At 63.7% G+C, this 24,556-nt stretch carries 26 protein-coding genes and 1 other RNA gene; 13 read left to right on the top strand and 14 right to left on the bottom strand.

Features of this window, described 5'->3' with window-relative positions:
* Nucleotides 1–144: 144 nt before the first annotated feature.
* Entirely contained in the window at nucleotides 145–396 is a 252-nt protein-coding gene (locus GRI42_RS01645) for a hypothetical protein (RefSeq protein WP_160606322.1), read from the top strand.
* Nucleotides 397–452: 56 nt separating this feature from the next.
* Here the strand turns inward: GRI42_RS01645 and ssrA are convergent.
* Together ssrA and mscL are read right to left on the bottom strand one after the other, a co-directional pair.
* Nucleotides 453–797, bottom strand: a transfer-messenger RNA (tmRNA) gene (gene ssrA / locus GRI42_RS01640).
* Nucleotides 798–848: 51 nt separating this feature from the next.
* Nucleotides 849–1,316, bottom strand: a complete 468-nt coding sequence (gene mscL, locus GRI42_RS01635; RefSeq protein WP_160606321.1) for a large conductance mechanosensitive channel protein MscL — start codon at nucleotides 1,314–1,316, stop codon at nucleotides 849–851.
* Between the two features lie 143 nt (nucleotides 1,317–1,459).
* Between mscL and GRI42_RS01630 the strand changes: the two genes are divergently transcribed.
* Genes GRI42_RS01630 through GRI42_RS01610 form a run of 5 tightly spaced genes read left to right on the top strand, consistent with a single transcriptional unit; the run spans nucleotide 1,460 to nucleotide 4,986 of the window.
* Nucleotides 1,460–2,080 (top strand): LemA family protein, encoded by a 621-nt coding sequence (locus GRI42_RS01630; RefSeq protein WP_160606320.1) that lies wholly within the window; start codon nucleotides 1,460–1,462, stop codon nucleotides 2,078–2,080.
* Nucleotides 2,081–2,100: 20 nt separating this feature from the next.
* A complete protein-coding gene (locus GRI42_RS01625) occupies nucleotides 2,101–2,943 on the top strand; it encodes a TPM domain-containing protein (RefSeq protein ID WP_160606319.1) in 843 nt (280 codons plus the stop codon).
* Nucleotides 2,943–3,617, top strand: a complete 675-nt coding sequence (locus GRI42_RS01620; protein WP_160606318.1) for a TPM domain-containing protein — start codon at nucleotides 2,943–2,945, stop codon at nucleotides 3,615–3,617. Before GRI42_RS01625 ends, GRI42_RS01620 begins: the two co-directional genes overlap by 1 nt.
* A 9-nt stretch (nucleotides 3,618–3,626) precedes the next feature.
* Nucleotides 3,627–4,199, top strand: a complete 573-nt coding sequence (locus tag GRI42_RS01615; protein ID WP_160606317.1) for an NUDIX hydrolase — start codon at nucleotides 3,627–3,629, stop codon at nucleotides 4,197–4,199.
* Nucleotides 4,200–4,203: 4 nt separating this feature from the next.
* Nucleotides 4,204–4,986 carry an SDR family oxidoreductase gene (locus tag GRI42_RS01610; protein ID WP_160606316.1) on the top strand — a complete coding sequence of 261 codons (783 nt, stop codon included), beginning with the start codon at nucleotides 4,204–4,206 and terminating at the stop codon, nucleotides 4,984–4,986.
* Between the two features lie 52 nt (nucleotides 4,987–5,038).
* On the opposite strand, the gene GRI42_RS01605 is transcribed toward GRI42_RS01610, so the two are convergent.
* Genes GRI42_RS01605 through GRI42_RS01595 form a run of 3 tightly spaced genes read right to left on the bottom strand, consistent with a single transcriptional unit; the run spans nucleotide 5,039 to nucleotide 5,525 of the window.
* A complete protein-coding gene (locus GRI42_RS01605) occupies nucleotides 5,039–5,257 on the bottom strand; it encodes a PspC domain-containing protein (protein WP_160606315.1) in 219 nt (72 codons plus the stop codon).
* The gene (locus tag GRI42_RS01600; protein ID WP_160606314.1) at nucleotides 5,254–5,373 is read right to left on the bottom strand and encodes a recombination protein F; all 120 of its coding nucleotides are present in this window, start codon (nucleotides 5,371–5,373) and stop codon (nucleotides 5,254–5,256) included. Before GRI42_RS01600 ends, GRI42_RS01605 begins: the two co-directional genes overlap by 4 nt.
* Nucleotides 5,374–5,405: 32 nt before the next feature.
* Nucleotides 5,406–5,525: a recombination protein F gene (locus GRI42_RS01595; RefSeq protein ID WP_160606313.1), complete on the bottom strand. Its 120-nt coding sequence runs from the start codon at nucleotides 5,523–5,525 to the stop codon at nucleotides 5,406–5,408.
* A 227-nt stretch (nucleotides 5,526–5,752) separates the two neighbouring features.
* Between GRI42_RS01595 and recF the strand changes: the two genes are divergently transcribed.
* Nucleotides 5,753–6,829: a DNA replication/repair protein RecF gene (gene recF / locus GRI42_RS01590; protein ID WP_160606312.1), complete on the top strand. Its 1,077-nt coding sequence runs from the start codon at nucleotides 5,753–5,755 to the stop codon at nucleotides 6,827–6,829.
* Here the strand turns inward: recF and GRI42_RS01585 are convergent.
* Nucleotides 6,826–7,527, bottom strand: a complete 702-nt coding sequence (locus GRI42_RS01585; RefSeq protein ID WP_234033758.1) for an arylesterase — start codon at nucleotides 7,525–7,527, stop codon at nucleotides 6,826–6,828. The genes recF and GRI42_RS01585 overlap by 4 nt on opposite strands.
* A 47-nt stretch (nucleotides 7,528–7,574) precedes the next feature.
* Here GRI42_RS01585 and GRI42_RS01580 point away from each other — a divergent pair, with 47 nt between their 5' ends.
* Entirely contained in the window at nucleotides 7,575–8,279 is a 705-nt protein-coding gene (locus tag GRI42_RS01580; RefSeq protein ID WP_160606311.1) for an ABC transporter ATP-binding protein, read from the top strand.
* Nucleotides 8,276–10,783, top strand: a complete 2,508-nt coding sequence (locus GRI42_RS01575) for an ABC transporter permease (protein WP_160606310.1) — start codon at nucleotides 8,276–8,278, stop codon at nucleotides 10,781–10,783. Before GRI42_RS01580 ends, GRI42_RS01575 begins: the two co-directional genes overlap by 4 nt.
* Here GRI42_RS01575 and GRI42_RS01570 read toward each other — a convergent pair.
* Together GRI42_RS01570 and GRI42_RS01565 are read right to left on the bottom strand one after the other, a co-directional pair.
* On the bottom strand, nucleotides 10,780–11,262 hold the full coding sequence (locus GRI42_RS01570) for a DUF805 domain-containing protein (protein WP_160606309.1): 483 nt from the start codon (nucleotides 11,260–11,262) through the stop codon (nucleotides 10,780–10,782). The genes GRI42_RS01575 and GRI42_RS01570 overlap by 4 nt on opposite strands.
* A 124-nt stretch (nucleotides 11,263–11,386) precedes the next feature.
* Nucleotides 11,387–14,056 carry a TonB-dependent receptor gene (locus GRI42_RS01565; RefSeq protein WP_160606308.1) on the bottom strand — a complete coding sequence of 890 codons (2,670 nt, stop codon included), beginning with the start codon at nucleotides 14,054–14,056 and terminating at the stop codon, nucleotides 11,387–11,389.
* A 257-nt stretch (nucleotides 14,057–14,313) separates the two neighbouring features.
* On the opposite strand from GRI42_RS01565, the gene typA reads away from it, so the two are divergent.
* A complete protein-coding gene (gene typA / locus GRI42_RS01560) occupies nucleotides 14,314–16,134 on the top strand; it encodes a translational GTPase TypA (protein WP_160606307.1) in 1,821 nt (606 codons plus the stop codon).
* 65 nt (nucleotides 16,135–16,199) lie between these two features.
* Here typA and GRI42_RS01555 read toward each other — a convergent pair whose 3' ends face one another.
* Nucleotides 16,200–17,042 carry an outer membrane protein gene (locus GRI42_RS01555; RefSeq protein WP_160606306.1) on the bottom strand — a complete coding sequence of 281 codons (843 nt, stop codon included), beginning with the start codon at nucleotides 17,040–17,042 and terminating at the stop codon, nucleotides 16,200–16,202.
* A 173-nt stretch (nucleotides 17,043–17,215) separates the two neighbouring features.
* Here GRI42_RS01555 and putP point away from each other — a divergent pair, with 173 nt between their 5' ends.
* Genes putP through GRI42_RS01540 form a run of 3 tightly spaced genes read left to right on the top strand, consistent with a single transcriptional unit; the run spans nucleotide 17,216 to nucleotide 19,794 of the window.
* Entirely contained in the window at nucleotides 17,216–18,694 is a 1,479-nt protein-coding gene (putP, locus tag GRI42_RS01550; RefSeq protein ID WP_160606305.1) for a sodium/proline symporter PutP, read from the top strand.
* Between the two features lie 14 nt (nucleotides 18,695–18,708).
* On the top strand, nucleotides 18,709–19,080 hold the full coding sequence (locus GRI42_RS01545) for a VOC family protein (protein WP_160606304.1): 372 nt from the start codon (nucleotides 18,709–18,711) through the stop codon (nucleotides 19,078–19,080).
* Between the two features lie 45 nt (nucleotides 19,081–19,125).
* A complete protein-coding gene (locus GRI42_RS01540) occupies nucleotides 19,126–19,794 on the top strand; it encodes an extensin-like domain-containing protein (protein WP_160606303.1) in 669 nt (222 codons plus the stop codon).
* A 38-nt stretch (nucleotides 19,795–19,832) separates the two neighbouring features.
* Here GRI42_RS01540 and GRI42_RS01535 read toward each other — a convergent pair whose 3' ends face one another.
* From GRI42_RS01535 to GRI42_RS01515, 5 genes are all read right to left on the bottom strand, one after another.
* Entirely contained in the window at nucleotides 19,833–20,459 is a 627-nt protein-coding gene (locus GRI42_RS01535) for a response regulator transcription factor (RefSeq protein ID WP_160606302.1), read from the bottom strand.
* 139 nt (nucleotides 20,460–20,598) lie between these two features.
* Nucleotides 20,599–21,345 carry a proteasome-type protease gene (locus GRI42_RS01530; protein ID WP_160606301.1) on the bottom strand — a complete coding sequence of 249 codons (747 nt, stop codon included), beginning with the start codon at nucleotides 21,343–21,345 and terminating at the stop codon, nucleotides 20,599–20,601.
* A gap of 19 nt (nucleotides 21,346–21,364) precedes the next feature.
* Nucleotides 21,365–22,180, bottom strand: coding sequence for a transglutaminase family protein (locus GRI42_RS01525; RefSeq protein ID WP_160606300.1), 816 nt, complete (start codon nucleotides 22,178–22,180; stop codon nucleotides 21,365–21,367).
* Nucleotides 22,180–23,124, bottom strand: coding sequence for an alpha-E domain-containing protein (locus GRI42_RS01520; protein ID WP_160606299.1), 945 nt, complete (start codon nucleotides 23,122–23,124; stop codon nucleotides 22,180–22,182). The genes GRI42_RS01525 and GRI42_RS01520 overlap by 1 nt, the downstream gene beginning before the upstream one ends.
* Nucleotides 23,124–24,551, bottom strand: a complete 1,428-nt coding sequence (locus tag GRI42_RS01515; RefSeq protein WP_160606298.1) for a circularly permuted type 2 ATP-grasp protein — start codon at nucleotides 24,549–24,551, stop codon at nucleotides 23,124–23,126. Before GRI42_RS01515 ends, GRI42_RS01520 begins: the two co-directional genes overlap by 1 nt.
* Nucleotides 24,552–24,556 lie beyond the last annotated feature (5 nt).

The following is a 24,556-nucleotide window of genomic DNA, read 5'->3' as shown; positions in this document are numbered from 1 at the left end:
GAAGCTTCAGGGTTAACGCGCTGGACTCGCTTTGTCGGGCGGGCTTACACTCCTCGCTGCATTAACCATTGCATCCCGCAGGCCTGCGTCGCTGGCACGGGTTTTGCTGATCGGATGGTTAAGCAAGAGGAGTAGACCGGCCCCATGTGGACCAAGTTCAAACGGCTGTTCGTGATCAAGACGCGCTTCGAAGCGTATCTGATCATCTATGGCCTTGCGCTTGGCGCCATGACGCGCGGTGCCCATTACACGCAGGAATATCCCGGCGTTGGCGGCTATCTCCTGTTCGCAGCAACCGCCGGTGCCGTCTTCCTTGGCGGGGCGAAGATCCTCGACGCCATCCGCTACGAAACGGAAGCGCGTGAGGCTGCGGAAGCTGCCGAAGACAGCGAATAATCCGATACATTTGAGCGAAGGTGGGGGTTTCTGTTGCTAGCTACCCCCGGAGCCCCGGAATCCGCTTCTGTTGCCCGGTGGGTCCAACCGCGCTTTAGCTTTGTAAGATCAGGCCGTTAGGCCGTCAGATTACGCTGCGAGAGCGAGTGCTTCGTTGTCGTTGGCACTTATGTGTTGTGAACAGTTTTACGGGTTACTCAGCCCGGGCAAAAACACCGTCTTTCAGCACACGTCGATCCTGGTTCGGCCCCGTCAGAAACCGCGTGTTTTCCGCGGGTTGTGGTGGAGCCGCCGGGTACTGCCCCCGGGTCCGTTGTACCTATTGCACGGCGCAGTTTATCGCCATAGCCGGCCGAAACCGGCAGGCCCTATATAGCGACGCGAGGCTTAATGTGAAGTGACCGCCTGACGGGACCGGCGGGAGCGCGCCTGCACCCCCGCCATCCTCGGGTTCAGCCCATCGGGCCCTTCTCCGGTGCATAATCCGGTCGAGCAGCGCGCAGTTCGTCGCGAATTTCCTTGAGTAGGTCGATCTCGGTCGGACCGGCAGGCGCTTCTTCCTGCTTCTCCTCGAATTCGGCCATCACCTTCTTGGCGTAGCGCACCAGCAGGAAGATGATGAAGGACAGGATCAGGAAGTTGATGATCGCGGTGATGAAGCTGCCGTAACCGATCATGGCGGCACCCGCTTCCTTGAGGGCGGCATAGTCGGTCATCGAGCCTTCGTAGCCTTCCGGCGTGCTCAGCAGGATGAAGTAATTCGAGAAGTCGGCTCCGCCGAAAAGAGCGCCCACGAACGGCATGATGATATCGTCGGTCAGCGATGCGACGATCGTGCCGAAGGCCCCTGCGATAATGACCGCGACGGCCAGGTCGATCACATTGCCCTTGGCAATGAAGTCCTTGAAGTCCTTGAGCATGATTTACAGTCCCTCCCACGCTTAACCGCTGAAAACCGCAGTTTTCTGCCAGTTGGGCGGCCATATCTCAAGCCCCTGCAATCCTTGAATGCACAGCACGGCGTGCTATCTATGTAAAACAGTCTTCAGAAGGGGATTCTTCGATGAAACGTCTTGCCGCTTTCCGTGTCGCCCTGGTGGCGGCCTTCGCGATGGCCGTGTCCGCGTGCGGGATCAATTCGGTCCCCACGGCGGAAGAAAACGCCAAGGCACGCTGGGCCGACGTGCAGAGTGCCTACCAGCGCCGCGCCGACCTCGTCCCGAACCTGGTATCGACCGTCCGTGCGGCGGCCAATTCGGAAGAGGAAATCCTCACCCAGGTGATCGAGGCGCGCGCGCAGGCCACCTCGACCACGATCAACGCCAACGAGCTTGGCGATGCGGAGAAGTTCCGCGCCTTCGAGCAGGCGCAGGGCAATCTCGGCAGCGCGCTTTCGCGTTTGATGGTCGTCGTCGAACGCTATCCCGAACTGCAGAGCCAGCAGCGTTTTGCCGACCTGATGGTCGCGCTGGAAGGCACGGAAAACCGGATCGACAACGCCCGCACCCGCTACAACGAAGCGGTGCAGGGCTATAACACGACGATCCGCACCTTCCCCGACATCATCGGCGCGAAGATCATCCACGGCGCTGAGCCGATGGAAACCTTCCAGGCCGATGCTGCGGCGCAGAGCGCTCCCACGGTCGACTTCGGCGACATGGACCCGGCGAACAGCGAAAACTGATCGCTGCGGAACCAAGCGTCATGCAACGCCTGATCCTCTTGCTTGCTCTGGTGCTGGCGGCGTTCGCGTCGCCGGCACTGGCGCAGGATTTCCCGGCTAGGCCCGACGGTCCCGTCTACGATGCCGCCGACCTCCTGCCTGCAGCCGAGGAAGAGACGCTGGCGGCACGGCTGACCGAATACAATCTCGCCACGGGCAATGCCGTGGTCGTCGCGACGGAACCGACGACCGGCGGGCGCGATATCGACCTCTATTCGCGCGATCTCGCCGAATACTGGGACATCGGCGGTGCGGAGTCGGAAAAAGGCGTTCTCGTCTACATCGCGCGTGACGACCGCCAGATGGCGATCAAGACAGCGCGCGGCGTTCAGGGCGTGTTGACCGACATTTCGGCAGGCCGGATCATCCGCGACACCATGCGCCCGGCCTTCCGGCAAGGCGATTTTCCCGGCGGGATCAACGGTGCGGTAGACCAGATCATCGAGCGCCTGGCCATGGACCCGGTCGACGCAGCCGCGATCGCGGAAGCGGAAGCCGCATCCGAAGCCCAGCGCGAAACCGAAGGGAGCTTCCCGCTGGGCGGGTTCATCTGGCTGGCCTTCATATTCTTCTTCTTCATCCTTCCCATGCTGCGCGGCGGACGCAAGGCGCGCCGGTATAGCCGGGGTCCGTGGGGCGACGCCGCCCGCGACATCATCCTGTGGGAAGTCGGCAAGGCCGTCGTGCGCGGGCTTGAAGACGGCGGGCGCGGCGGTGGCTGGGGCGGCGGAGGCGGCTTCGGCGGAGGCGGCGGTGGCGGCTTCGGTGGTTTCGGCGGCGGAGGCGGCGGTTTCAATGGCGGCGGCGCCTCGGGGGGCTGGTGATGCGATATCTCGACGAAGCTCAGCACCGGATCGTGACCGAGGCGGTTCGAACCGCCGAACTCTCGACTTCCGGGGAAATCGTGCCGGTCCTTGCGGACAGGTCGGACGGCTATACCGACGTGGCGCTATGGTGGGCCGCCACCTTGGCATTTACCGCCATGAGCGCCTTCGCAATCTTTCCCGACGTCTTCCTCGATCTGCGTATCGCCTTCGCGGGCGCCTGGGCTGCGGAACCGACACTCGGCGAATCCTTTGCCCTCCTCACCGGTTTCGGCCTGGTAGTATTCCTCGCGGTCATCGCCGTGCATTTGATCCAGCCGGTCAAGTTCAGGCTGATTCCCCCGCCCGTTAAGCGCCAGCGCGTGCGCGACGCCGCGATCAGGCATTTCAAGGTCGGTGCTGAACGGCGGACGCATGGCCGCACCGGCGTCCTCCTCTACCTCTCGATGAGCGAACACCGTGCCGAAATCGTCGCAGACGAAGCGATCGCCGCGATCGTCCCCGCCGAGGTTTGGGGCGAAGCCATGGCGGACATGCTCGCCGAGATTAAGCAAGGCCGCATTGCCGAAGGCCTTGCGGCAGGCGTGCGCGATGTCGGCGTCGTGCTGGCCGAACACTTCCCGCGCGGCGATGAAGACCTGAACGAATTGCCCGACCGCCTCATCGAGGTATAGGGACGGCCCATGGCCGAAAACATCGAAGTGCCGGGCCGCGACGCGGACGCCGACAAGCCTGAAGAAATCATGTGGCAGGGGCGGTTCGTAACCACGAAGCGCCGCGGACGCTGGGAATACGCCAGCCGGTCCCGCGGCATCCGTGCTGCCGCGATCATCGCCATCGACGACGAGGATCACGTCATCCTCGTATCGCAATACCGGGTACCGCTCGGGCGTATCTGCCTGGAAATTCCCGCCGGTCTTATCGGTGACGACGAAGGCAAGAGCGGCGAAAGTGCCGAAGCTGCCGCTGGGCGCGAACTGGAAGAGGAAACCGGCTACCGCGCCGCGCGGATGGAGAATTTGGGCGAATTCTATTCCTCGCCCGGCATGGTCAGCGAAAGCTTCACCCTGCTGCGCGCGCACGGCCTCGAGAAAGTCGGCGATGGCGGCGGGACCGATAGCGAGGATATCGTCGTGCATCGTGTTCCGCGCTCGGGGCTTGCGGAATTCGTTGCCCGCTGGCGCGCGATGGGTCACGGTGTCGACGTAAGGATCGCCATGCTGATGGCATCCGCCGGATTACTCACGGGAGAATAGGAAAATGGCAGGACGGTGTGCGGGCAAGCTGGCCCTGGTGACGGGGGCGGCGCAGGGTCTTGGACGGGCCCATGCCAAGCGGCTGGCGGAAGAAGGCGCGCGGGTCCTGTGCACCGATATCAATGGAGACGGGGCACAAGCCACCGCTGCCGAGATCGTCGAGGAGATGGGTGCCGGCCATGCCTATGGCATCCAGCATGACGTGACCAATCCCGAGGATTGGGAGCGCGCGGTCGAAACGGCCGATGCGGAGCTCGGCGGGCTCAACGTGCTCGTCAACAATGCCGGGATCGGCGTAGCGGGCAATATCGAGACCTGCGATTTCGAGGACTGGAAGCGCTGCTTCTCGGTCAATGTGGATTCGATCTTCCACGGCTGCCAGAAAGCCCTGCCCCTGATGCGCGAGCACGCGCCGGGGTCGATCATCAATATTTCTTCGATCGCGGGCCTGATCGCCAGCGACACCATGCCGGCCTACAATGCATCCAAGGCTGCGGTGTGGATGCTGTCGAAATCAATCGCGCTCCACTGCGCCAAGAAGCAGATGCAAATCCGCTGCAATTCGGTCCACCCCACATTCGTCGACACGCCGATCCTCGACGGGACGGCGCGGCATTCAGGGCTGGACAAGGATGTGCTGCTGGAAAAACTCGCCCGGCAGATTCCGCTCAAATTCGTTGGCGAGCCGAACGATATCGCCAACGCGGTCGTTTACCTCGCCAGTGACGAGAGCCGTTTCATGACCGGGGCCGAACTCAAGCTGGACGGCGGCATTTCGGCCATGTGACCCGCACGGCGGGCGGGTGGTTGAGGACGCGGAATTGCCCCCGCGTCCTCTGTCAGTCTGCAATCAGCGCGATGCCGAGGTAGACGAGGATGAAGCTGCCGAAGCCGAGCAGCGTACCCAGGACGAAGCCGACGCGAACCAGCGTGGTGTCGATCCCGAAGTAGCGGCCGATGCCGGCGCACACACCCATCAGCTTGCCGTTCTGGCGATCCAGGCGAAAGCTGCGGCTTTCGCGGATGGGCTGGTCTTCGCGGAACTTGAGGTCGTTCATGCCAAGGCTCCGGTCGGCGTTGCGTTGACGATGGCGGTGGCGAAGAATGCCGCCGAGATCATCAGCGATGCGGCAGCGGCGAAAAGGCGGCCACCGAAGTTTTCACTGTCGAACATTTCTATCGATCCTTGCATTGGAAGTAGGTTGATCAGGCGACGAGGCCAGCGGGCGTTGCGGGGATGATGGCGAAGGCCATGCTCAGAGCCGAAAGGCCGAGGGCGAAGACTGCTGCGAAGGCCTTGCTGCTGTCGAAATCGAAGACGGACATTGTGTAATTCCCTTTTATTCCTGTCGTTTCCCGGACCATCCGGGGGACATGACAAGCATTGCAACGGGCGTGCCAAAATCGAAAAACGGCAGAAATCCGCCATTCTCGACTTAACAGCAAGCTGACTGACCGTTCATCAATCCGAAAGGTTGGGAAATTTCACCAACTGTTGGACTTGGCATTTTTCTGGCGGTGAAGGGGCGCGCACGCTAACCCTCGCGCAGCCCATGCTCGAGCGCATTTCCCTCACCCATTTCCGCAATCACACGGCCTCGGAGCTGCGCGATACTGCGCGCTTCAACTTGCTCGTGGGGGAGAACGGCGCGGGCAAGACGAATGTGCTCGAAGCCCTGTCCCTCTTCGCCCCGGGCCGCGGCCTGCGCCGCGCCGCGCTGGCGGAGATGGTGGAGCATGGAGGTGTGACCGGGTTCGGCGTCGGGGCAGATTTGATGCAGGACGGCGAGGCTGTCCGGCTCGGCACCTATACCGAAAGCGATGCGCCCGGCAGGCGTAGGGTTCGTATCAACGGTTCCGAAAGCACGGCGACAGCGCTCGGCGAATGGCTGGCGCTTACCTGGCTGACACCGGCGATGGACGGCCTGTTTACCGGCCCTGCTGCGGATCGTCGGCGCTTCATGGACCGCATGGCCCTCGCGCTCGATCCCGCCCATGCAAGCCACGCGGCACGCTACGAGGCGGCCTTGCGCGAGCGGAACCGGCTGCTGTCGGACGACCGCACGCCCGATGGCGCATGGCTCGATGCGATCGAGGCGCAGATGGTCGAGCACGGCGGGCGGCTTATCCAAGGCCGCCGCCTGCTCGTCGATACCCTCATGGCCCGCATCGCGCATATGCCTGCCGAACCCTTTGCGCGCCCTGCCCTGACCTATGCGCCGGGCGGTGCCGACAGCAGCGAAAGCCTGTCGCAGGTTCTGTTCGAGAACCGCAGCCGCGATCGCGCAGCCCAACGCACCCTGTCGGGCCCGCACCGGGACGAGCTGGAAGTTGTCCATGCGGCCAAGCGCGTGCCCGCGGCGCAAAGCTCGACCGGCGAACAGAAGGCTATGCTTGTCGCCATCACCCTCGCCCATGCCGCCATTGCCGCCCAAGGGCGCGCAGGCGTGCTGCTGCTGGACGAGGTTGCCGCGCACCTCGACCCCGTGCGCCGTGCCGCGCTGTTCGACCAATTGTCGGCCAGCGGCGCGCAGGTGTGGATGACGGGGACCGAGCTTGCCCCCTTCGACGCCATCGCGGGTGAAGCCGCAATCTGGCGCGTCGTCGCAGGCGAAATCCGGCGCGCCTAGTCGGCAGGCGGGATCGCCGCCTCGACTTCTTCGACGGTCGCCGCAACCAGCTTGTCGATACCCTCGTTGGTCGGGTGAATCCGGTCGTCCTGGAACAGCGAGGGATCCTGGTAGATCATCTCCAGCCAGAAGGGGATCAGCGTCGCGCCATACTGCTTGGCGAGTTCGGGATAGAGCGCATCGAAGGCCTGCTGGTATTCGGGGCCGTAGTTCGGCGGCGAACGCATGCCCATCAGCACGACCGGGATGTTCCGCTGCTTCAGTTCGGCCAGCATGCTTTCGAAATTGGCGCGGGTTTCGGCGGGCGAAAGGCCGCGCAGCATGTCGTTGCCGCCCAGTTCCAGCAGCACGAGGTCGGGTTTCACCGGCTGGTTGTCGAGCGCAAATGCGAGACGTTTGGCACCCGCAGCGCTGGTCTCTCCCGATACGGCTGCATTGGTCACCCGGGCATTGATGCCCCGTTCGCGCAAGGCCCTCTCGAGATCGGCCGGATAGCTGTTTTCAAGGCCGATCCCGTAGCCTGCAAAAAGACTGTCGCCGAACGCGAAGATGTGCCGTTCGGGCCCCGCGACCTCGATAGGGGCGGCAGCTTCCGCGCTCGCTGCGGCTTCGGGCGCGCGCTCGGCCGTATCGGCATCGCTCCCGCAGGCAGCGAGGGCAAGAGCGGCGGCGAGCATCGACGAACTACGCAGGACCATCGGCGGACTTCCTTGAGAGTTGTTGTGCCTTCTGCCATCGCAGCCGCGTGACGACTTCTCAAGACGCGATTTGCGCCCGTGACCTGCGGCTCACTCTCGGCTCTGCCGAAGCGCCGGTGGAAATCCTCAAGGGGCTCGACCTCACCATCGCACGCGGCGAGACGGTGGCCCTGCTCGGCCCGTCCGGTTCGGGCAAGAGTTCGCTCATGGCGGTACTCTCCGGCCTGGAACGCGCGACCAGCGGCACGCTGAGCGTTGCGGGACAGGATTTCGCTGCCCTGGACGAGGACGCGCTGGCCCGCGCACGGCGTGGCCGCATCGGCATCGTCCTCCAGGCCTTCCACCTGCTGCCCACCATGACCGCTCTCGAAAACGTGGCGACGCCGATGGAACTGGCAGGCGACACCGACGCACAGGCCCGCGCCCGCGCGGAATTGGAGGCTGTGGGGCTCGGACACCGGCTCGACCATTATCCGCAGCAGCTTTCGGGCGGCGAACAGCAGCGCGTGGCCATCGCCCGCGCTATCGCGCCGCGTCCCGACCTGATTTTCGCCGACGAACCGACCGGCAACCTCGATGCGGCGACCGGCCACGAGATCGTCGAACTACTCTTCGCTCGGCGCGCCGAAACGGGTGCGACCCTGCTCGTGATCACCCACGATCCGGAACTGGCCGACCACTGCGACCGCGTCCTCACGCTCGGTGACGGGCGCATCGCCAGCGATACCGCCGGGAAGACCGCGCGCGCATGAGCTGGAGCACGGCATGGCGGATTGCCCGGCGCGACCTCAACGCGCGCTTCAAGGGCTTGCGTCTGCTGCTGGTGTGCATTTTCTTGGGTACGGCAGCGCTGGCCGCGATCGGCACGCTGACCGCGGCGATCGAGCGCGAACTGGCAGCGAACGGCCAGCAATTCCTCGGCGGCGACCTGCAGATCGAGTTGTGGCAGCGCTCGCTCAATGACGAGGAACGCGCCGCGTTGGAGGAACTGGGCACGGTATCCGCCGGCACCCGCCTGCAGGCCATGGCCCGCAAGGACGACATCGCCGCCCCTATCGAGCTGAAGGCAGTCGACGCGCGCTATCCGCTCTACGGATCGCTTGTGCTGGACGGAGGCAGGACTGCCGGCGCGCCCGAGGGGAACGAGGCCTATCTGGCCCCCGGCGCCGCCGACCGGCTCGGCGTCGCGGCAGGCGATACCATCCTGATCGGCACCGAGACGCTGCAGGTCGCAGGCATCATCGAGGACGAGCCCGACCGTCTGGGCGAAGGCTTCCAGCTCGGCCCGACGATCATCGTTGCGGAAGACCTGCCGGAGCGCGCAGGCCTGCTTGCGCCCGGCTCCATGTACCAGAGCAAGACGCGCGTCGCCTTCGATGCCCAGCGCGACCTCGAGGCCACCGAGGAGGCGCTGAAGGCGCGTTTCCCCGAAGCCGGTTTCGACATCGACACGGCCGATCGCGCAGCGCCCGGAACCGACCGGTTCGTCAGCCGCATGAGCGAATTCCTCACTCTCGTCGGTCTGGCCGCGCTGGTTATCGCCGGGATCGGCATCGGCGGGGGCGTTTCCTCTTATCTCGACGCGCGCCGCCAGTCGGTCGCCACGCTCAAGATCCTCGGCGCGACCAGCAGCGACATCGCGCGCATCTATGCCTTGCAAATACTGGCCGCCGCCGCGGTGGGAAGCCTTGCGGGCCTCGCGGTCGGCGTTGCTGCTGTGCCGCTCCTGGCGACCGCGCTCGAAGGCCTGCTGCCGGTCGACACCGGCTTCGTATTCGATGCCGGCGCGCTGATGCTCGCAGCCAGTTACGGCCTGCTGGTGGCGCTGGTGTTTGCAGCGCCGCCGCTGATGCGGGCGCGGCATTTCCCTGCGATGGCGCTCATGCGGGCCCGCGTGGCTCCCTTGGCCCGAGACAAGTCCGCACTGCTGGTCGTGCTCGCGGGACTCGCGGCGATCGTAGGCCTGGCGCTTGTCACCGCGCAGCAGCCTTTGTTGTCGGGCGGCTTCCTAGCCGGTGCTGCGGTGGTTCTCGGCCTGCTTGCAGCGCTCGGCTGGACGATCCGCGCTGTCGCCGCCGCCCTGCCCCGCCCGGCGAGTCCGGTCGCCCGCGCGGCGCTTGCCAATATCCATCGCCCGGGCTCCAGCACCGGCGCGCTGGTCACCGCCCTCGGCTTCGGGCTGGCAGCCTTTGTCCTGCTGGCGGCGGTACAGAGCGCCATCGACGGCAATATCGAGAAGCGCGTTCCGGCGCAGGCGCCCGACTATTTCGTGCTCGACATCCCGCGCGAGAGCGAGGCGCAGTTCCACGCTCTCGTCCACGAGACGGACCCGGAAGCTAAGATCCGCACCGTTCCTGCCCTGCGCGGAGCCGTTCTCGCCTTCGGGGCCAAGGACAACATGACCCGCACGGCCACGCTGGAGGAAATTCCCGACGGTGCCTGGGCGCTGCGCGGAGAACGCGGCCTGACCTATTCGGACACGGTGCCGGACGGCAATTCGGTGACGGACGGCGAATGGTGGGGCCAGATGTACGACGGCGAGCCGCTGGTATCCATCGACGAGGAATTTGCCCGGGCGGCCGGCCTCGAAATCGGCGACTATCTGACCTTCGGCGTGCTCGGCGTCGAAGTGAATGCGCGGATCGCGAATACCCGCCGGATCGACTGGGAAAGCATGGGCTTCAACTACGTCTTCGTGCTCAGCCCCAATGCCCTGCGCGACACGCCCCACAACCTCGCCGCAACTGTCGAGCTCCGCGAAGGCACGCCGACCGGTCCGCTGCTGCAGACACTGGTAAGCGAATTTCCGTCGAGCTCGGTCATCGAAGTGGGCGGCGTGTTGCAGCAGGCGCGCACGATCCTCGAACAGGTCGGCCTGGCCACCCTGGCAGCGGCGAGCGTCGCGGTCCTTGCCGGGCTTGCTGTTCTGCTTGGCGCCATCGCTGCGGCACGGGCATCGCGCACCTACGATACGGTCGTGCTGCGTGTCCTTGGCGCCGACCGGCGGCAGGTACTGACCATGCAGCTGATCGAATACGGCTTGCTGGCAGGAGCGCTGGCGCTGGTCGCACTCGGCCTCGGCAGCCTGACCGCTTGGCTGGTCATCACCCAGCTGTTCGAATTCGACTGGCTGCCCGACTGGGGCGAGATCCTTGCCGTCCTTGGCCTCGGCCTGGCGGTCGTGCTCGCCTTTGCGGTCGGTGCCTCGCTGCCGCTGCTCCGCGCCAGGCCGGCGCAGGCGCTGCGCGCGCTCTAGCGGTACCGCACGCCCTTCCCAGCGCGATACTCCTCGCGCAGGCCATAACGATGGTCGAGGCCCAGCCCGTGGGGATTGTCGCCCCACTGGTTGTCGCTGCGATCGCTCGGCAGCACGGTGATTACGAAGATCCCTATCGACGCCAGCCAGCCAACGAACGGGACGAGCGAGAGCAGTGCGAGGCCGAGATACAGCCAGCCGGACAGTCCGACATCGTGGAACCGCCGGATCGTCAATGCGAGCATGGGGATCAGCGAAACCAGCAGGAACAGGCCGAAGACCAGCAGGCCAAGCCCGGCAGATTCGAGGTCCGGTTCGACATAGGCCTGTCCGAACAGGAAGGAATCGAAAGCGCCGCCCGCGATCAGGATGACCAGCATGACCACGCAGAAGAACAGCGTGAACATCCAGTATTCCATCCGGGTCGACCTGCCACCGAATTCGAAGAACCGGGCATAAGGAAGAAGCATGTATTCCATTGTATTCCCCTCCAGAATTCGCAGGAAATACAAATTCACAAGTAAATAATTCGTTCTTCTTTCAGGCAAAAAGAAAGGGGGCGATAAAGCCCCCTTTCCAATTATATATCCGAATGGATTGTATTTAGAACTTGTACTTCACCGCAGCGCCGTAGGTGCGCGGCTGGTTCGGATAGCCCGAGATCGACCGCGACTGGGCGACCGAGTCGAAGATCGTCGTGATGTAACGGTCGTCGAGCAGGTTGCGGCCCCAGATGCTGAGTTCGAGACCCATGTCGAAGGCATAGGTCAGGCTGGCCGACAGCTCGTCCACTTCACGACGGAACGGACGGGCAGCAGCGAAGGCCGCTTCCTGGCCGCCGCTGACGAAGCCCGGCAGGCCGTCAGCGACCTGGACCGGCGCTTCGTAGTAGTAGTTGGTCGCGAAGATGATGCGATCGCCCGCATCGTTCACTTCCTTGTCGTAGAGCATGCCGAAGCTCGCGGAGAGCTGCGAGATGCCTGCAACCGTGCGGCCCGAAAGATCGCCGATCGAGCTGTTGGTGAAGCTCACGTATTCCGGGTCGAGGTAGGTGAAGGCGACGGTGAAGGTCAGGTCGTCGGTCGGACGGACGTTACCGTCGAATTCCACACCGAAGGTTTCCTGCAGACCGGCGTTCGCCAGCGCGAAGCCCGTGCCGGTGAAGATGTTCGACTGGAAGCCGTCGATCTTCTGGTTGAAGAACGTGAGGTTGGCCGAGGCGTAGTCCCAGTTACCCTTGAAGCCGAGCTCGATGACCTCGGTTTCTTCCGGACCCGCGAAACGCGAACCGGTCGACAGGTTCACCGGGTTGATACCGGCCGCGATGATGGCAGGCAGGTCGCTCTGCAGCGGACGGCTGTCACGCGACAGGTTGAACGAGCTTGCCTTGAAGCCGGTCGCATAACTCACATACATGTTGAGCGAGGGCGAGACGTCGTAGGCCAGGCGTGCGGTCCAGCTCCAGTCGTCGTCGCCGGTCGTGCCGTCTTCCACCGCGTTCGGAACATTGAGGAAGGGCGGCAGGAACTGCAGCGGCTGGAGGGCCAGCAGCGGGTTCACGGCCGGGTTGGTGTCGTTCGCATCGGCAAAAGCCTGCACGCCTGCCGAAACCTGCGCGAAGGCAGCGGGGTTGCCGGCGGCGAAGGCACCGATTTCCGCCTGCGTTGCGGGGCGGCCAAGCATCAGCAGCGAGCCGACCTGCGTGGCGAGGCCCTGTGCGAAGATGGCGGTGTTGCCCACGCCGACGAGGTCGAGACCCGAGAAGACGTCGTTGGAGATCACATTGGTGGTGATTTCCTTGTCGTCCTTCGTCCAGTTGGCACCCAGCGTCAGGGTCAGGCCGTCGGTGATTTCGAAGTCGAACTGCCCGAACAGCGACAGCGCTTCGTTGTCGAGCGTGTAGGCTTCGGTCAGGCCGGTACCCGGAGCGAAGAACTGGCCGATGAGGTTGCGGCCGGTCAGCGCGCCGATGGTCGCTTCGAGGTCGAGGATCGCGAGGTCGTTCGGGCCAAGCGCGGCCAGCTGCGGGGCGATCAGGAGGTTCGCGTATTCACGGAAGTCCTGGCCGTAGAACAGCTGGTTGGTCTGCTCGATGCTCTCGTTGAAGTAGAACGCGCCGAGCAGGACACCGAGACGGTCGCCGATTTCGCCCGAAACGCGCAGTTCCTGCGTGAAGGTTTCGAGGCCGGTGTCGGCGAAGTTGCGGCCGATCAGGTCGGTGGTGGTGAAGTCCGAATCCTGGTCCGTGGCGAGGTCGCTTTCACGATAGGCGGTGATCGAGGTCAGGGTGAAGGCACCGAGATCGTAATCGATCTGGCCCGAAATACCCTTGTTCTCGATGTCGTTGCTGGAATCGAAGTTCACCGAAACGATGTCGGCGAAGGGATCGTTCGCATCGCTCAGCTGGCCGCCCAGCGCGAAGATCGCCTGCGTTGCGGCGCTCTGCTGGAGGTTGATGACGCCGCAGCAGTTTTCATCGATCTTGTCGTAATCGGCGATGATGCGGACCTTGAGGGCATCGGCGTTATCGAACAGCAGCTGACCGCGGCCGAACCAGCGGTCACGGTTGTTGACGTCGTTGCCGGTGCCGATGTCGGTGAGGTAACCGTCGCGCTTGTTGATGCCGCCGGCGAGGCTGAAGGCGAAGTTGTCGGAGAGCGGGCCGGTGACATAGCCCTTGCCAACGATCGCGTTGTAATTGCCGTAGCTCAGCTCGACCGCGCCGCCGAAGTCGAACTGCGGTTCCCTGGTGACGATCGAGATGACGCCCGCGCTGGCGTTCTTGCCGAACAGGGTCGACTGGGGACCGCGCAGGACTTCGATGCGCTGCACGTCGGGCAGGTCGGTGATCTGCGAGGCGGTACGGCTGCGATAGACGCCGTCCACGAACACGCCGACCGACGGTTCGATACCGGCATTGTTCGCGCCGTTGCCGAAGCCGCGGATGAGGAAGTTGGTGTTGGCCGAGCTCTGCAGCTGGTTCACGCGGAGCGAGGGAACCTGGGTCTGCAGGTCGCCGAGGTCGCGGATCTGCGCGCGCTCGATCGTTTCGGCGGTGGTGACGCTGACGGCGACAGGGATTTCCTGCAGCGTCTGTTCGCGCTTGGTGGCGGTAACGATGATGACGTTGCTGTCGGCTTCTTCTTCGGCCGCCACGTCCTCGTCAGCATCGGCGTCCTGCGCGATGGCGGCGCCGGGCAGCGCGAGCGCTGCGGCACCTGCCAGCAGGGCGGTACGAACGGCCGTCTTGTGGCCGGTACGAATGAAATTCATCGAGTAAATCCTCTCTCAAGAACGTGTTCTGGTCTGCCGCGCAGTCCCCAAAATCACGCAGGCTGGCGCCGAATTATTGTCCAGCCCGTTTTGCGACAAGCATTTAGGCAGGTCTATTCGCAGCGCGATGCGCTGTGTGCCATTCACGCAACAGTTCGCGATGCTTGCCGCAATGCACCATCTCGGCTAGGGGCGCGCACGAATTGGCGCAGGCCGAATCCGTGCCGCCGCTACGACACCCATAAGAAAGCACATCAATGTCCCGCGACCTCCGCAACGTGGCGATCATCGCCCACGTCGACCACGGCAAGACCACGCTCGTCGACCAGCTCTTCCGCCAATCCGGCACTTTCCGCGAAAACCAGCGGATCGAAGAGCGTGCGATGGACTCGAACGACCTGGAAAAGGAACGCGGGATCACAATTCTCGCCAAGTGCACCAGCGTCGAATGGAACGGCACGCGCATCAACATCGTCGACACGCCCGGCCACGCCGACTTCGGCGCCGAGGTGGAACGTATCCTCAGCATGGTCGACGGCGTCATCCTGTTGGTCGACAGCGCCGAAGGCCCGATGCCGCAGACCAAGTTCGTCACCGGCAAGGCGCTGGGCCTCGGCCTGCGCCCGATCGTGGTCGTGAACAAGATCGACCGCGGCGACGCGCGCCCGCAGGAAGTGCTGGACGAAGTGTTCGACCTGTTTGCCTCGCTCGATGCAAATGACGAGCAGCTCGACTTCCCGAGCCTGTGGGCTTCGGGCCGCGACGGGTATGCCAGCGACGACGAAACCGCGCGTTCGGGCGATCTCGAGCCGCTGTTCAAGCTGATCGTCGACCACGTGCCGGCCCCCGGCCTCGATGTCGATGCGCCGTTCAGCTTCCTCGCCACCCTGCTCGACCGCGACAACTTTATGGGCCGCGTGCTCACGGGCCGCGTCCAGTCGGGCACGATCAAGCTCAACGACCCGATCCACGCGCTTGATGCGCAGGGCAACGTCCTCGAAGTCGGTCGCGCGACCAAGCTGCTGTCGTTCGACGGCCTCGACCGCGTGCCGGTCGACAGCGCGCAGGCGGGCGACATCATCGCCCTCGCGGGCCTCGAAAAGGCGACCGTTGCCAACACCATCGCCGATCCCAGCGTGAAGACGCCGATCGAAGCGCAGCCGATCGATCCGCCGACGCTGGCCATGCGCTTTGCCGTCAACGACAGCCCGCTCGCGGGCCGCGAAGGCAGCAAGGTGACGAGCCGCATGATCCGCGACCGTCTCTACCGCGAGGCGGAAACCAACGTCGCCATCCGCATCACCGAGAGCGCGGATAAGGACAGCTTCGAAGTCGCCGGTCGCGGCGAACTGCAGCTGGGCGTGCTCATCGAAACGATGCGCCGCGAAGGCTTCGAACTCGGCATCAGCCGCCCGCGCGTGCTGTTCCGTGAAGAAAACGGCCAGCGCATGGAGCCGTTCGAGACGGTCGTCATCGACGTCGACGACGAACACTCCGGCACGGTCGTGGAGAAGATGCAGCGCCGTAAGGCCGAACTTACCGAGATGCGTCCCTCGGGTTCGGGCAAGACCCGCATCACCTTCTCGGCCCCCTCGCGCGGCCTGATCGGCTATCACGGCGAATTCCTGTCCGACACGCGCGGCACGGGCATCATGAACCGCCTGTTCGAGAAGTACGACACCTATCGCGGGCCGATCGAAGGCCGCCAGAACGGCGTCCTCATCTCGATGGTCCCGGGTGAAGCCGTACCTTACGCACTCAATGCGCTGGAAGAACGCGGCGAGCTGTTCATCCGTGGCGGCGCGAAGATCTATGAAGGCATGATCATCGGCGAAAACGCCAAGCCGGACGATCTCGAAGTGAACCCGATGAAGTCGAAGCAGCTGACGAACTTCCGTTCGACCGGCAAGGACGACGCCATCCGCCTCACCCCGCCGCGCGTCATGACGCTCGAACAGGCGATCGCCTATATCGACGATGACGAAATGGTCGAAGTGACGCCGGAAAGCATCCGCCTGCGCAAGGCCATCCTCGATCCGCACGAGCGCAAGCGCGCCAAGCGCGCCGCGCAGTCATAGTCAGCCACAATAAGAAAGGGCCGCTTCCATCGAAGCGGCCCTTTTTCAGTTGGAGGGTATGAGCCTCAGAAACGGTAGCCGATCGTGGCCCTGACGCTGTGCTTGTCGAAATCGCCCGCGTTCGTTTTCAAGTCTGTGCCACCATTCCGGAGAACGAAGGGGTTGGTAGCCGGCGCGCTACCCTGGCCGACTGCGACATAGGCGTCATCATCGTCGTAGCTGGAATACAGATATTCAATGCCGAAGGTGACACCGCTAGTGACCATCACTTCGGCACCGCCGCCGAACTGCGCACCAAATTGCCACTTGTCGCCGTCCACTACCTCGAAGGTGTTGACCCCGTTGGTCGTAAAAAACTCGTGGTCGATCTGGCCGTAAGCGAACCCGCCCGTGGCGTAGATCAGACCGCGTCCATCGCCCGGCGATGCTCCGATCCGTCCACGCAAGGCGATGGATTTGTCCAGTTCCCTAGCGAAGGTGTAGCTCGCGGGTGTCGTGCTGAAACCGGTCGTATAATCGGTTGCGTTGCTCATTTCCCCTTCGACGAGAAAACCCGCGACGAGCGGGGAGTTCCCGATGCGCTGGTCATAGCCGAGGCGTACCGAATAACCGAGACCGGCCTCGTCATCACCGCAACCATCCGTGAAGCGCGCGCCGTTTGCATCACCGGCACAAAATCCGGGCGAGAACGCATTCGCGCCTGTCGCGGTGCGCACGTTATCGTTGAAAGCCCCATTCCCGTCGGTATCGAAAACCAAGCGATCATCCCTGGCATCGTCGACGAAGTCGCCGCCGAGCGCTGCCCCGATGTAGAATCCATCGTAGGTGTCGGTCGGCACCTCCTGCGCTACTGCGGGAGCTGAAATAAAACCGACGGATGCGGAAATAATACTAATAATTTTTTTCATCGATACGACCCTTAATAAATTCAAGAGTCCGAACCTGCTTGTGGAGATTATGTTCCCATAAAATATATCTTTTCATCTCTGCATTTGCACGGAACAGCGAGGACGGCCGCACAGATGCGCAGCGGCAGACAGAAGATTGGCCAAAGCCGGTTGCATTTGTTACCTGCCTCGCCATGCAGACCGGAACACTGATTTCTCTCGCCCTTTATTTCATCCTCATGCTTGCCATCGGCCTGTGGGCCTGGCGGCGCTCGACCGACACGAGCGAGGGATACCTCCTCGCCGGACGCAACCTGCCCCCGTCGGTGGCAGCGCTGTCCGCAGGCGCATCCGACATGAGCGGCTGGCTGCTGCTCGGCCTGCCCGGCGCGCTTTACGCTGCAGGCCTGGTCGAGGCGTGGATCGGGATCGGTCTGTTCGTGGGCGCCTATTTCAACTGGCTGATCGTGGCCCCGCGCCTGCGCAAGCAGACGCAGGACCTCGGCAATGCCCTGACCATCCCCGAATTCCTCGCCAACCGCTTCCCCGACAAGGCAGTCGCGCTGCGCGTCATTTCCGCGCTGATCGTGGTGGTCTTTTTCTCCGTCTACACGGCCGCCGGCCTCGTCGGCGGGGGCAAGCTGTTCGAGACGAGCTTTGCCGGCCTGCTGCCCGATGTGGGGATGAGCGATTACATGCTCGGCATCTGGATCACCTGCCTCGTCGTGCTGGCCTATACCATGGTCGGCGGTTTCCTCGCCGTCAGCCTGACCGACTTCGTGCAGGGTCTCATCATGGTGACCGCGCTCGTCATCATGCCGCTTGTCATCATGTTCGGCCCCGGGGGCAGTGCGGGCGGATCGCTGACGCAGGTGCCGGTCGACGGCTTCCTCAGCCTGACGCAGGGCCTGACCGCACTTGGCTTCATCAGCGCGGTGACCTGGGGCCTGGGCTATTTCGGCCAGCCGCACATCATCGTGCGCTTCATGGCCGTTCGCTCGGTGGAAGAGGTCAGGACCGCGCGCAATATCGGCATGACCTGGATGGGTGTTGCCCTGATCGGGGCGATCGGCATCGGCATTGCGGGCCGCGCCTATGTCGAGCGCAACGGGCTGGTGATCGACGATCCGGAGACGATCTTCATCGTCCTTGCGAACCTGCTGTTCCACCCGCTGGTCACCGGCTTCCTGCTCGCAGCGCTGCTGGCCGCGATCATGTCGACGATCAGCTCGCAATTGCTGGTCGCATCCTCGTCGCTGACGGAGGATTTCTACAAGCTGTTCTTCCGCAAGGAAGCGGGCGAGCGCGAGAGCGTCAACGTGGGCCGCATCTGCGTCGCGCTAGTGGCACTGGCGGCAATCTGGATCGCGCGCGATCCCGAAAGCCAGGTGCTCGGCCTCGTGTCGAATGCCTGGGCAGGCTTCGGCGCGGCCTTCGGTCCGCTCATTATCCTGTCGCTGACCTGGGACCGCATGACGGGCGCAGGTGCCGTGGCGGGTCTCGTCACCGGTGCGGCGGTGGTCGCGGCGTGGATTGCACTGGGCTGGAATGCGCAGCTTCCCGGATTCGATGGCGGCCTGTATGAGATCGTGCCGGGCTTCATTGCGGCATGGCTCGCCATCTGGCTGGTCAGCAAGGCGACGGCGCCGGACGGCAAGCAGGCGGTCGCCTGACGAAGGAGGCGGATATGGCGAAGATCACCGGCCTTGGCGGCGTATTCTACGTGGTCGACGACCCCGAGGCGACACGCGCCTGGTATCGCGACACGCTGGGTATCGACGGCGACTATGGCCCCATGCTCCGCTGGAGCGAGGAAACCTGTGAGCAGCCCTATTCGCTCATCAGCCACTTCAAGGACGACAGTTACCTTAAGCCGGGTTCGGCCAGCTTCATGATCAACCTTCGCGTGGACGATCTCGACGGCTTCGTGGCCCAGCTTCGCGCCAAGGGTGTCGACGTGCTCGACGAGGTGGACGAAGGCTACGGCAAGTTCGCCTGGCTGCTCGACCCTAACGGGGTGAAGATCGAACTCTGGCAACAGCTCGCCGCACCCGAATAATCAGTCGCTTGCCCGCGATTCGGGCACGATGTATCCTCTGGTGCGATGAGGATCGGGTCTCTTGCCGCAATCGCCGTATCGCTGCTTGCCGCGTCGTGCGGCATGGTGCCCGATCGCCGCAGCGAGGCGCCGATCAAGGCCGGCCCCGTTTCGACTGCCCCGATCCTGCAGTCCGCCGAAGGGCGGCAATGCCTGGCCGACTTGGGCAAGTCGGGTGCGCGTTTTTCGCCCCTGCCCGACAAATTGCAGGCGGGCGGCTGTTCCACTTCGAACACTGTAAGCCTCGACCAGCTGGCGGGCGACGGCTCGAGCTTCGGTGTCACCAATCTCCCCTCCGTCGCCTGTCCGGTTGCGAACGATTTTGCCGCATGGGCGCGTTTCGGCGTCGACCGCGCAGCGCGGCAGATCCTCGGCAGCGGGCTTGCCCGGATCGAGACTTTCGGCAGCTACGCCTGCCGCAATGTTGCGGGAACGAACCGCCTGTCCGCCCATTCGCGCGCGCACGCCGTCGACGTGTCCGGCTTCGTCCTGGCCGACGGGCGGCGGATCACGGTAAAGGAAGGGTGGAGCGCATCGCGCGAGGAACGCGAATTCCTGCGCACCGTCCATGCCAGCGCCTGCAAGCGCTTCGGGACCGTGCTTGGTCCGGATTACAACGCGGCGCACCGCGATCACCTGCACCTGGAATTCGGTAGCGGGAGTTTCTGCCGATAAGCGGCCCTTGGTGCGACCCGTGGGCTCTTTTGCAATAGCTAGGCGAAACTCGCCTGCACGCCATCCAGATGCGCTTCGATACGCAACCTGACAGCCTCAGCGGCGTGATGTGCGCCCAGCTTGCTCATCATGTTGGCGCGGTGGATTTCGACCGTGCGCGGACTGATTGCGAGCTCGCGCGCGATCATCTTGTTGCTCCGCCCTTCCGCCAGCCAGTCGAGCACTTCCCGCTCGCGTGGTGACAGTGTGGCCAGGCGATTGCGGGCGTCGATCATCTTGCGGCGCGCAATGCCATAGGCTTCCGCTTCCTCTGCAATGCGCACCACCGTTTCGGCGAGGCGTTCGACCTGCAGCGGGAGGCGAAGGTAATCGAGCGCGCCAGCCTTGATCGCTGCCACCACCCGGCCGGGCCGCGGGTCCGACGATGTGGCGACCACGGGCAGCCATAGTCCTGCATACGCCAGCCGCCTCAACACCTGGGCGACCGAACCGCGCCCCTCTTCGTCGCAGGCGATGACCACGCCCCTGTCCGGTGCGGCGGCGATGAGTTCATCGACATCCGCATAGACTTCGCAGTGGTGTCCGATGTCGAAGCCGAGATGCGCCTGCTCTGCCCGCGCCCTGCTGGAGCCGTCGACGATGTGAAGGGTATGCTGTTGTTCCATAAGGAGAACTTTGCCACCCTAGGGAAGAATGCGCATTCCGTAAAACTACGGATGCGGAGCGAATACTTCCGTAAAGACTGGAACTCTGGCGGGATTCCTCACCGAAAACTCCACCCGCACCGGATGTACTTCTCCGTGCTTAGTCCTCGAAGTAGAAACTGTAGTCGGGAAGCGAGTGAAACGCGTTCTTGAGCGCGTCACCCCAGCTCGACGAAATTGCCTGGAAATAGGGGTCGTCATGGGTCACGCGGTGCTGGTGGCTGGACTCGTAGCTGTCGCGTTCGATGACTTGCAGGTCGAGCGGCAGGCCGACCGAGAGATTGGCCTTCAGCGTGGAATCAAAACTGACCATGAGCAGCTTCACCCCGTCTTCAAGGCTCATCTGTCGGTCGTAGCCGCGGATGATGATGGGGCGGCCGTACTTGGTTTCACCGATCTGGAAGAAGGGTGTATCGAGGCTGGCCTCGATGAAATTGCCTTCGGGGTAGACCATGAACAAGCGCGGCTCCATGCCCTTGATCTGGCCTGCGACAATGATCGAGGCCGTAAAGCGGCCATGCCCGCGGTCGCCGTTCACGCCCTGCCGTTCGGAAATGATGTCGCGCAGCAGTCGCCCGATTTCGGTCGCCACCTGGAACATGGTCGGCGACTTGAGGATCGCGTTGTCGCGCTCGTCCGGTTCCTTCGCGCGTTCTTCGAGCTGGCTGATGACTGCCTGCGTCGTGGCGAGATTGCCCGCCGTCATCAGCGTAATGATCCGTTCGCCCGGGACCTGCCAGGTGAACATCTTGCGGAAGACCGAGATGTTGTCGACGCCTGAATTGGTGCGGGTGTCGCTCATCAGGACGAGGCCCTTTTCGAGCACCATTCCCACGCAATAGGTCATTCCCGGTCCACTCTCGCGATTACTGCTGCACTTGCTGCTGTTCGACCGCCACGTCGACTTCGAGCACCTGGGTCGTATTGCCGAAGCTGATGCCCGTCACCGGCGCGGCATCGCGATAATCCCGCCCCGTGGCAACCCTGACATAGCGCGTATCGGGGGAGATCCCGTTGGACACGTCGAAGCCCACCCAGCCAAGCCCTTCGACATAGGCTTCTGCCCAGGCGTGGGTCGCGTCCTGTTCGACGCGATCATTCATCATCAGGTAGCCGGAGACATAGCGCGCCGGGATGTCCATGGCCCGCGCACTGCCGATGAAGATGTGCGCATGGTCCTGGCAGACCCCTGCGCGCGCGGCGAAGCTTTCCTCTGCCGAAGTGCCGGGATGAGTGGCTCCGATCGTATATTCCACCCGGCCCAGGATCGCGCGCGAAAGCTCGTGCAGCATTTCCAGCCGGTCTGCGTCGGACTTGCGCATTTCGCCGATGAACTTGCGCATGCCCGGACCAGGGCGGGTAAGCTTGCTCTGCGTGAGGAAGCTCCACAGGGGCAGATGCCCCGCGTGCTGTCCGATAACACCGGCATGGTCGTGCGTGTCGACCCTGCCCCTGCAGGTAATCGTGACCTCGCGCGTGCCCTGTTCGACCGACACCAGAGTTGTGGTGTTATGGTGCTGATCCTCGAACTGCAGTTCCTCGCGGGCGTTCTCGTATTCCATCGACCAGTCGAGGATTTCCTGCCCCTGCGTCTGCTTGGGCACCAGCCGCAGCCGCTGCAATGCGTGCACCACGGGCTGGTCGAAACGGTAGCGGGTCGTATGGCGGATCGAGAGGCGCATCAGACAAGGAACCTGTAGTCGTTGGCAATGGCATCGGCGATCGAAGCATTGTTCGCGGTGAATTCCACGAGGAATTCGTGCAGGCCCTGATCGAAGATGTCGTCGATGGTCAGTTCGGTCAGTCGCGTATCGGCATCGCGCATCAGCATGTTGCTGTGGCCTTCGCTGCCGTGCAGGCGCGCAAGGGCGGCGAGGTCGTCTCGCAGCGCACAATAGCAGAAGGCGAGGCTGCGCGGGAAACTCTCGTCGAGGATCAGGAATTCGCAGATCCCGCGTGCATCGATCTGGCCTGCGTTGAGCCAGCGGTAGGCGCGGTCGCCCGAAACCGACCGGAGCACCTGGTCCCATTGTCCCGTATCGAGGCTGGACCCGACATAGGAGAGCGAAGGCAGCAGGAGGTAGTACTTGATGTCGAGGATGCGCGCGATACTGTCGGCCCGCTCGATAAAGGTGCCCGCGCGCGCGAAGTGATAGCCTTCGTCGCGCAGCATGGACCCGGCCAGTGCGCCATGTGCCATTGTACCGGCACGGCGGATCGTCGCTACCGTATCGAGTACGCGGTTCTCGCCCACGGGCTTGGACAGCTGGTCCTCGATCACTAGCCAGTTCTCGTTGATCGCTTCCCACAATTCGCCGCTGATGGCGTTGCGCGCCAGCCGTGCGTTCTGTCGCACGAGGCTGAACATCGACAGCACCGATGACGAGTTACCCTTCTCTCGCAGCATGTAATTCCAGGTCTGGTTACCGGTGTAGGTGCCGTGCTTGGCCTCGTAGCCAGCGCGCTGCCCCGCGGTGGCGATCACAGAGCGCCATTCCTCTTCAGCAGTGACGAGGTCGCGGGTTAGTGCCATGCGCAGCCCTGCGTCGATCAGCCGCGCGGTATTCTCGGCCCGCTCGAGATAGCGGAACATCCAGAACAGTCCGTTGGCGGTTCTTCCCAGCATCAGTCCTTGAGCACCCAGGTATCTTTCGTGCCGCCGCCCTGGCTCGAATTCACGACCAGGGAGCCTTCCTTCAGCGCTACGCGGGTCAGGCCGCCGGGCGTGATGTCGATCTTGTCGGGCGAGACCAGCACAAAGGGGCGCAGGTCCACATGGCGCGGCGCGAGGCCCTTCTTGGTGAAGATCGGGCAGGTCGAGAGCGAAAGCGTCGGCTGAGCGATGTAGTTCGAGGGGTTGTCGACCAGCTTGGCGCGGAAGTCCTCGATTTCCTTCTTGGTCGAGGCGGGACCGACCAGCATGCCGTAACCGCCCGAACCGTGCACTTCCTTCACGACCAGCTCGCCGAGGTTGTCGAGGACATATTTCAGGCTGTCCTCGTCTGCGCAACGCCACGTTTCCACATTCGGCAGCAAGGGCTTCTCGCCGGTGTAGAACTCGACGATTTCGGGCATGAAGGAATAAATCGCCTTGTCGTCGCACACACCCGTACCCGGCGCGTTGGCAATGGTTACCCCGCCCGCGCGGTACACATCCATGATCCCCGGCACGCCGAGCATGCTGTCGGGATTGAACGTGAGCGGATCGAGGAATTCATCGTCCACGCGGCGATAGATGACGTCGACAGCCTTGTAGCCGCTGGTCGTACGCATCGCGACGCGGCCATCGACGACGCGCAGGTCGCTGCCCTCCACCAGCTCCGCGCCCATCTGGTCGGCGAGGAAGGCGTGTTCGAAATAGGCGGAATTGTAGATGCCCGGCGTCAGCACCGCGACCACCGGCTTGTCGCCCGCGCAATCGGGCGCGCAGGCGGCAAGGCTCTTGGCAAGGCGGCGCGGATAATCCGAAACGCTCTCGACTGGGCAGCGCAGGAAGAGCTCGGGGAACATCGCCATCATGGTTTCGCGATTTTCCAGCATGTAGCTGACACCCGATGGCGTGCGAGCATTGTCTTCCAGCACGAAGAACTCGTCCGGCCCCGTGCGCACGAGGTCAATGCCGACGATATGGGTGTAGACCCCGCCCGGCGGCGTGAAGCCGACCATGTTGGGCAGCCACGCCTCGTTGTCGCGCAGCAGGCGCTGCGGCAGGCGTCCGGCGCGCACGATTTCCTGCCTGTGGTAGAGGTCGTGCATGAAGGCATTGAGCGCGGACACGCGCTGTTCGATGCCGCGCGTGAGGCGACGCCATTCGCCCGCCGTGATGATGCGCGGGACCATGTCGAAGGGGATGAGGCGCTCTTCCGCCTCGTCCTCGCCATAGACGTTGAAGGTAATGCCGGTCTTGCGGAAGTTGGTTTCGGCCTCCGCGTGCTTGCGCTTCAGCAGCTTGCTGTCCTGGTCGTTGAACCAGCCGCAATAGTCGGCGTAGGCATCGCGAACCGATCCGTCGGGTTCGCGCATCTCGTTGAAGAATTCGGCCTCGCCGCTCATGAACC

The organism is Qipengyuania gaetbuli (genome assembly GCF_009827315.1).
In the GTDB taxonomy this organism is placed as follows: Bacteria; Pseudomonadota; Alphaproteobacteria; order Sphingomonadales; family Sphingomonadaceae; genus Qipengyuania; species Qipengyuania gaetbuli.
The sequence above is the reverse complement of the archived record's forward strand: the minus strand, read 5'-3'. Positions and strand labels throughout refer to the sequence as shown.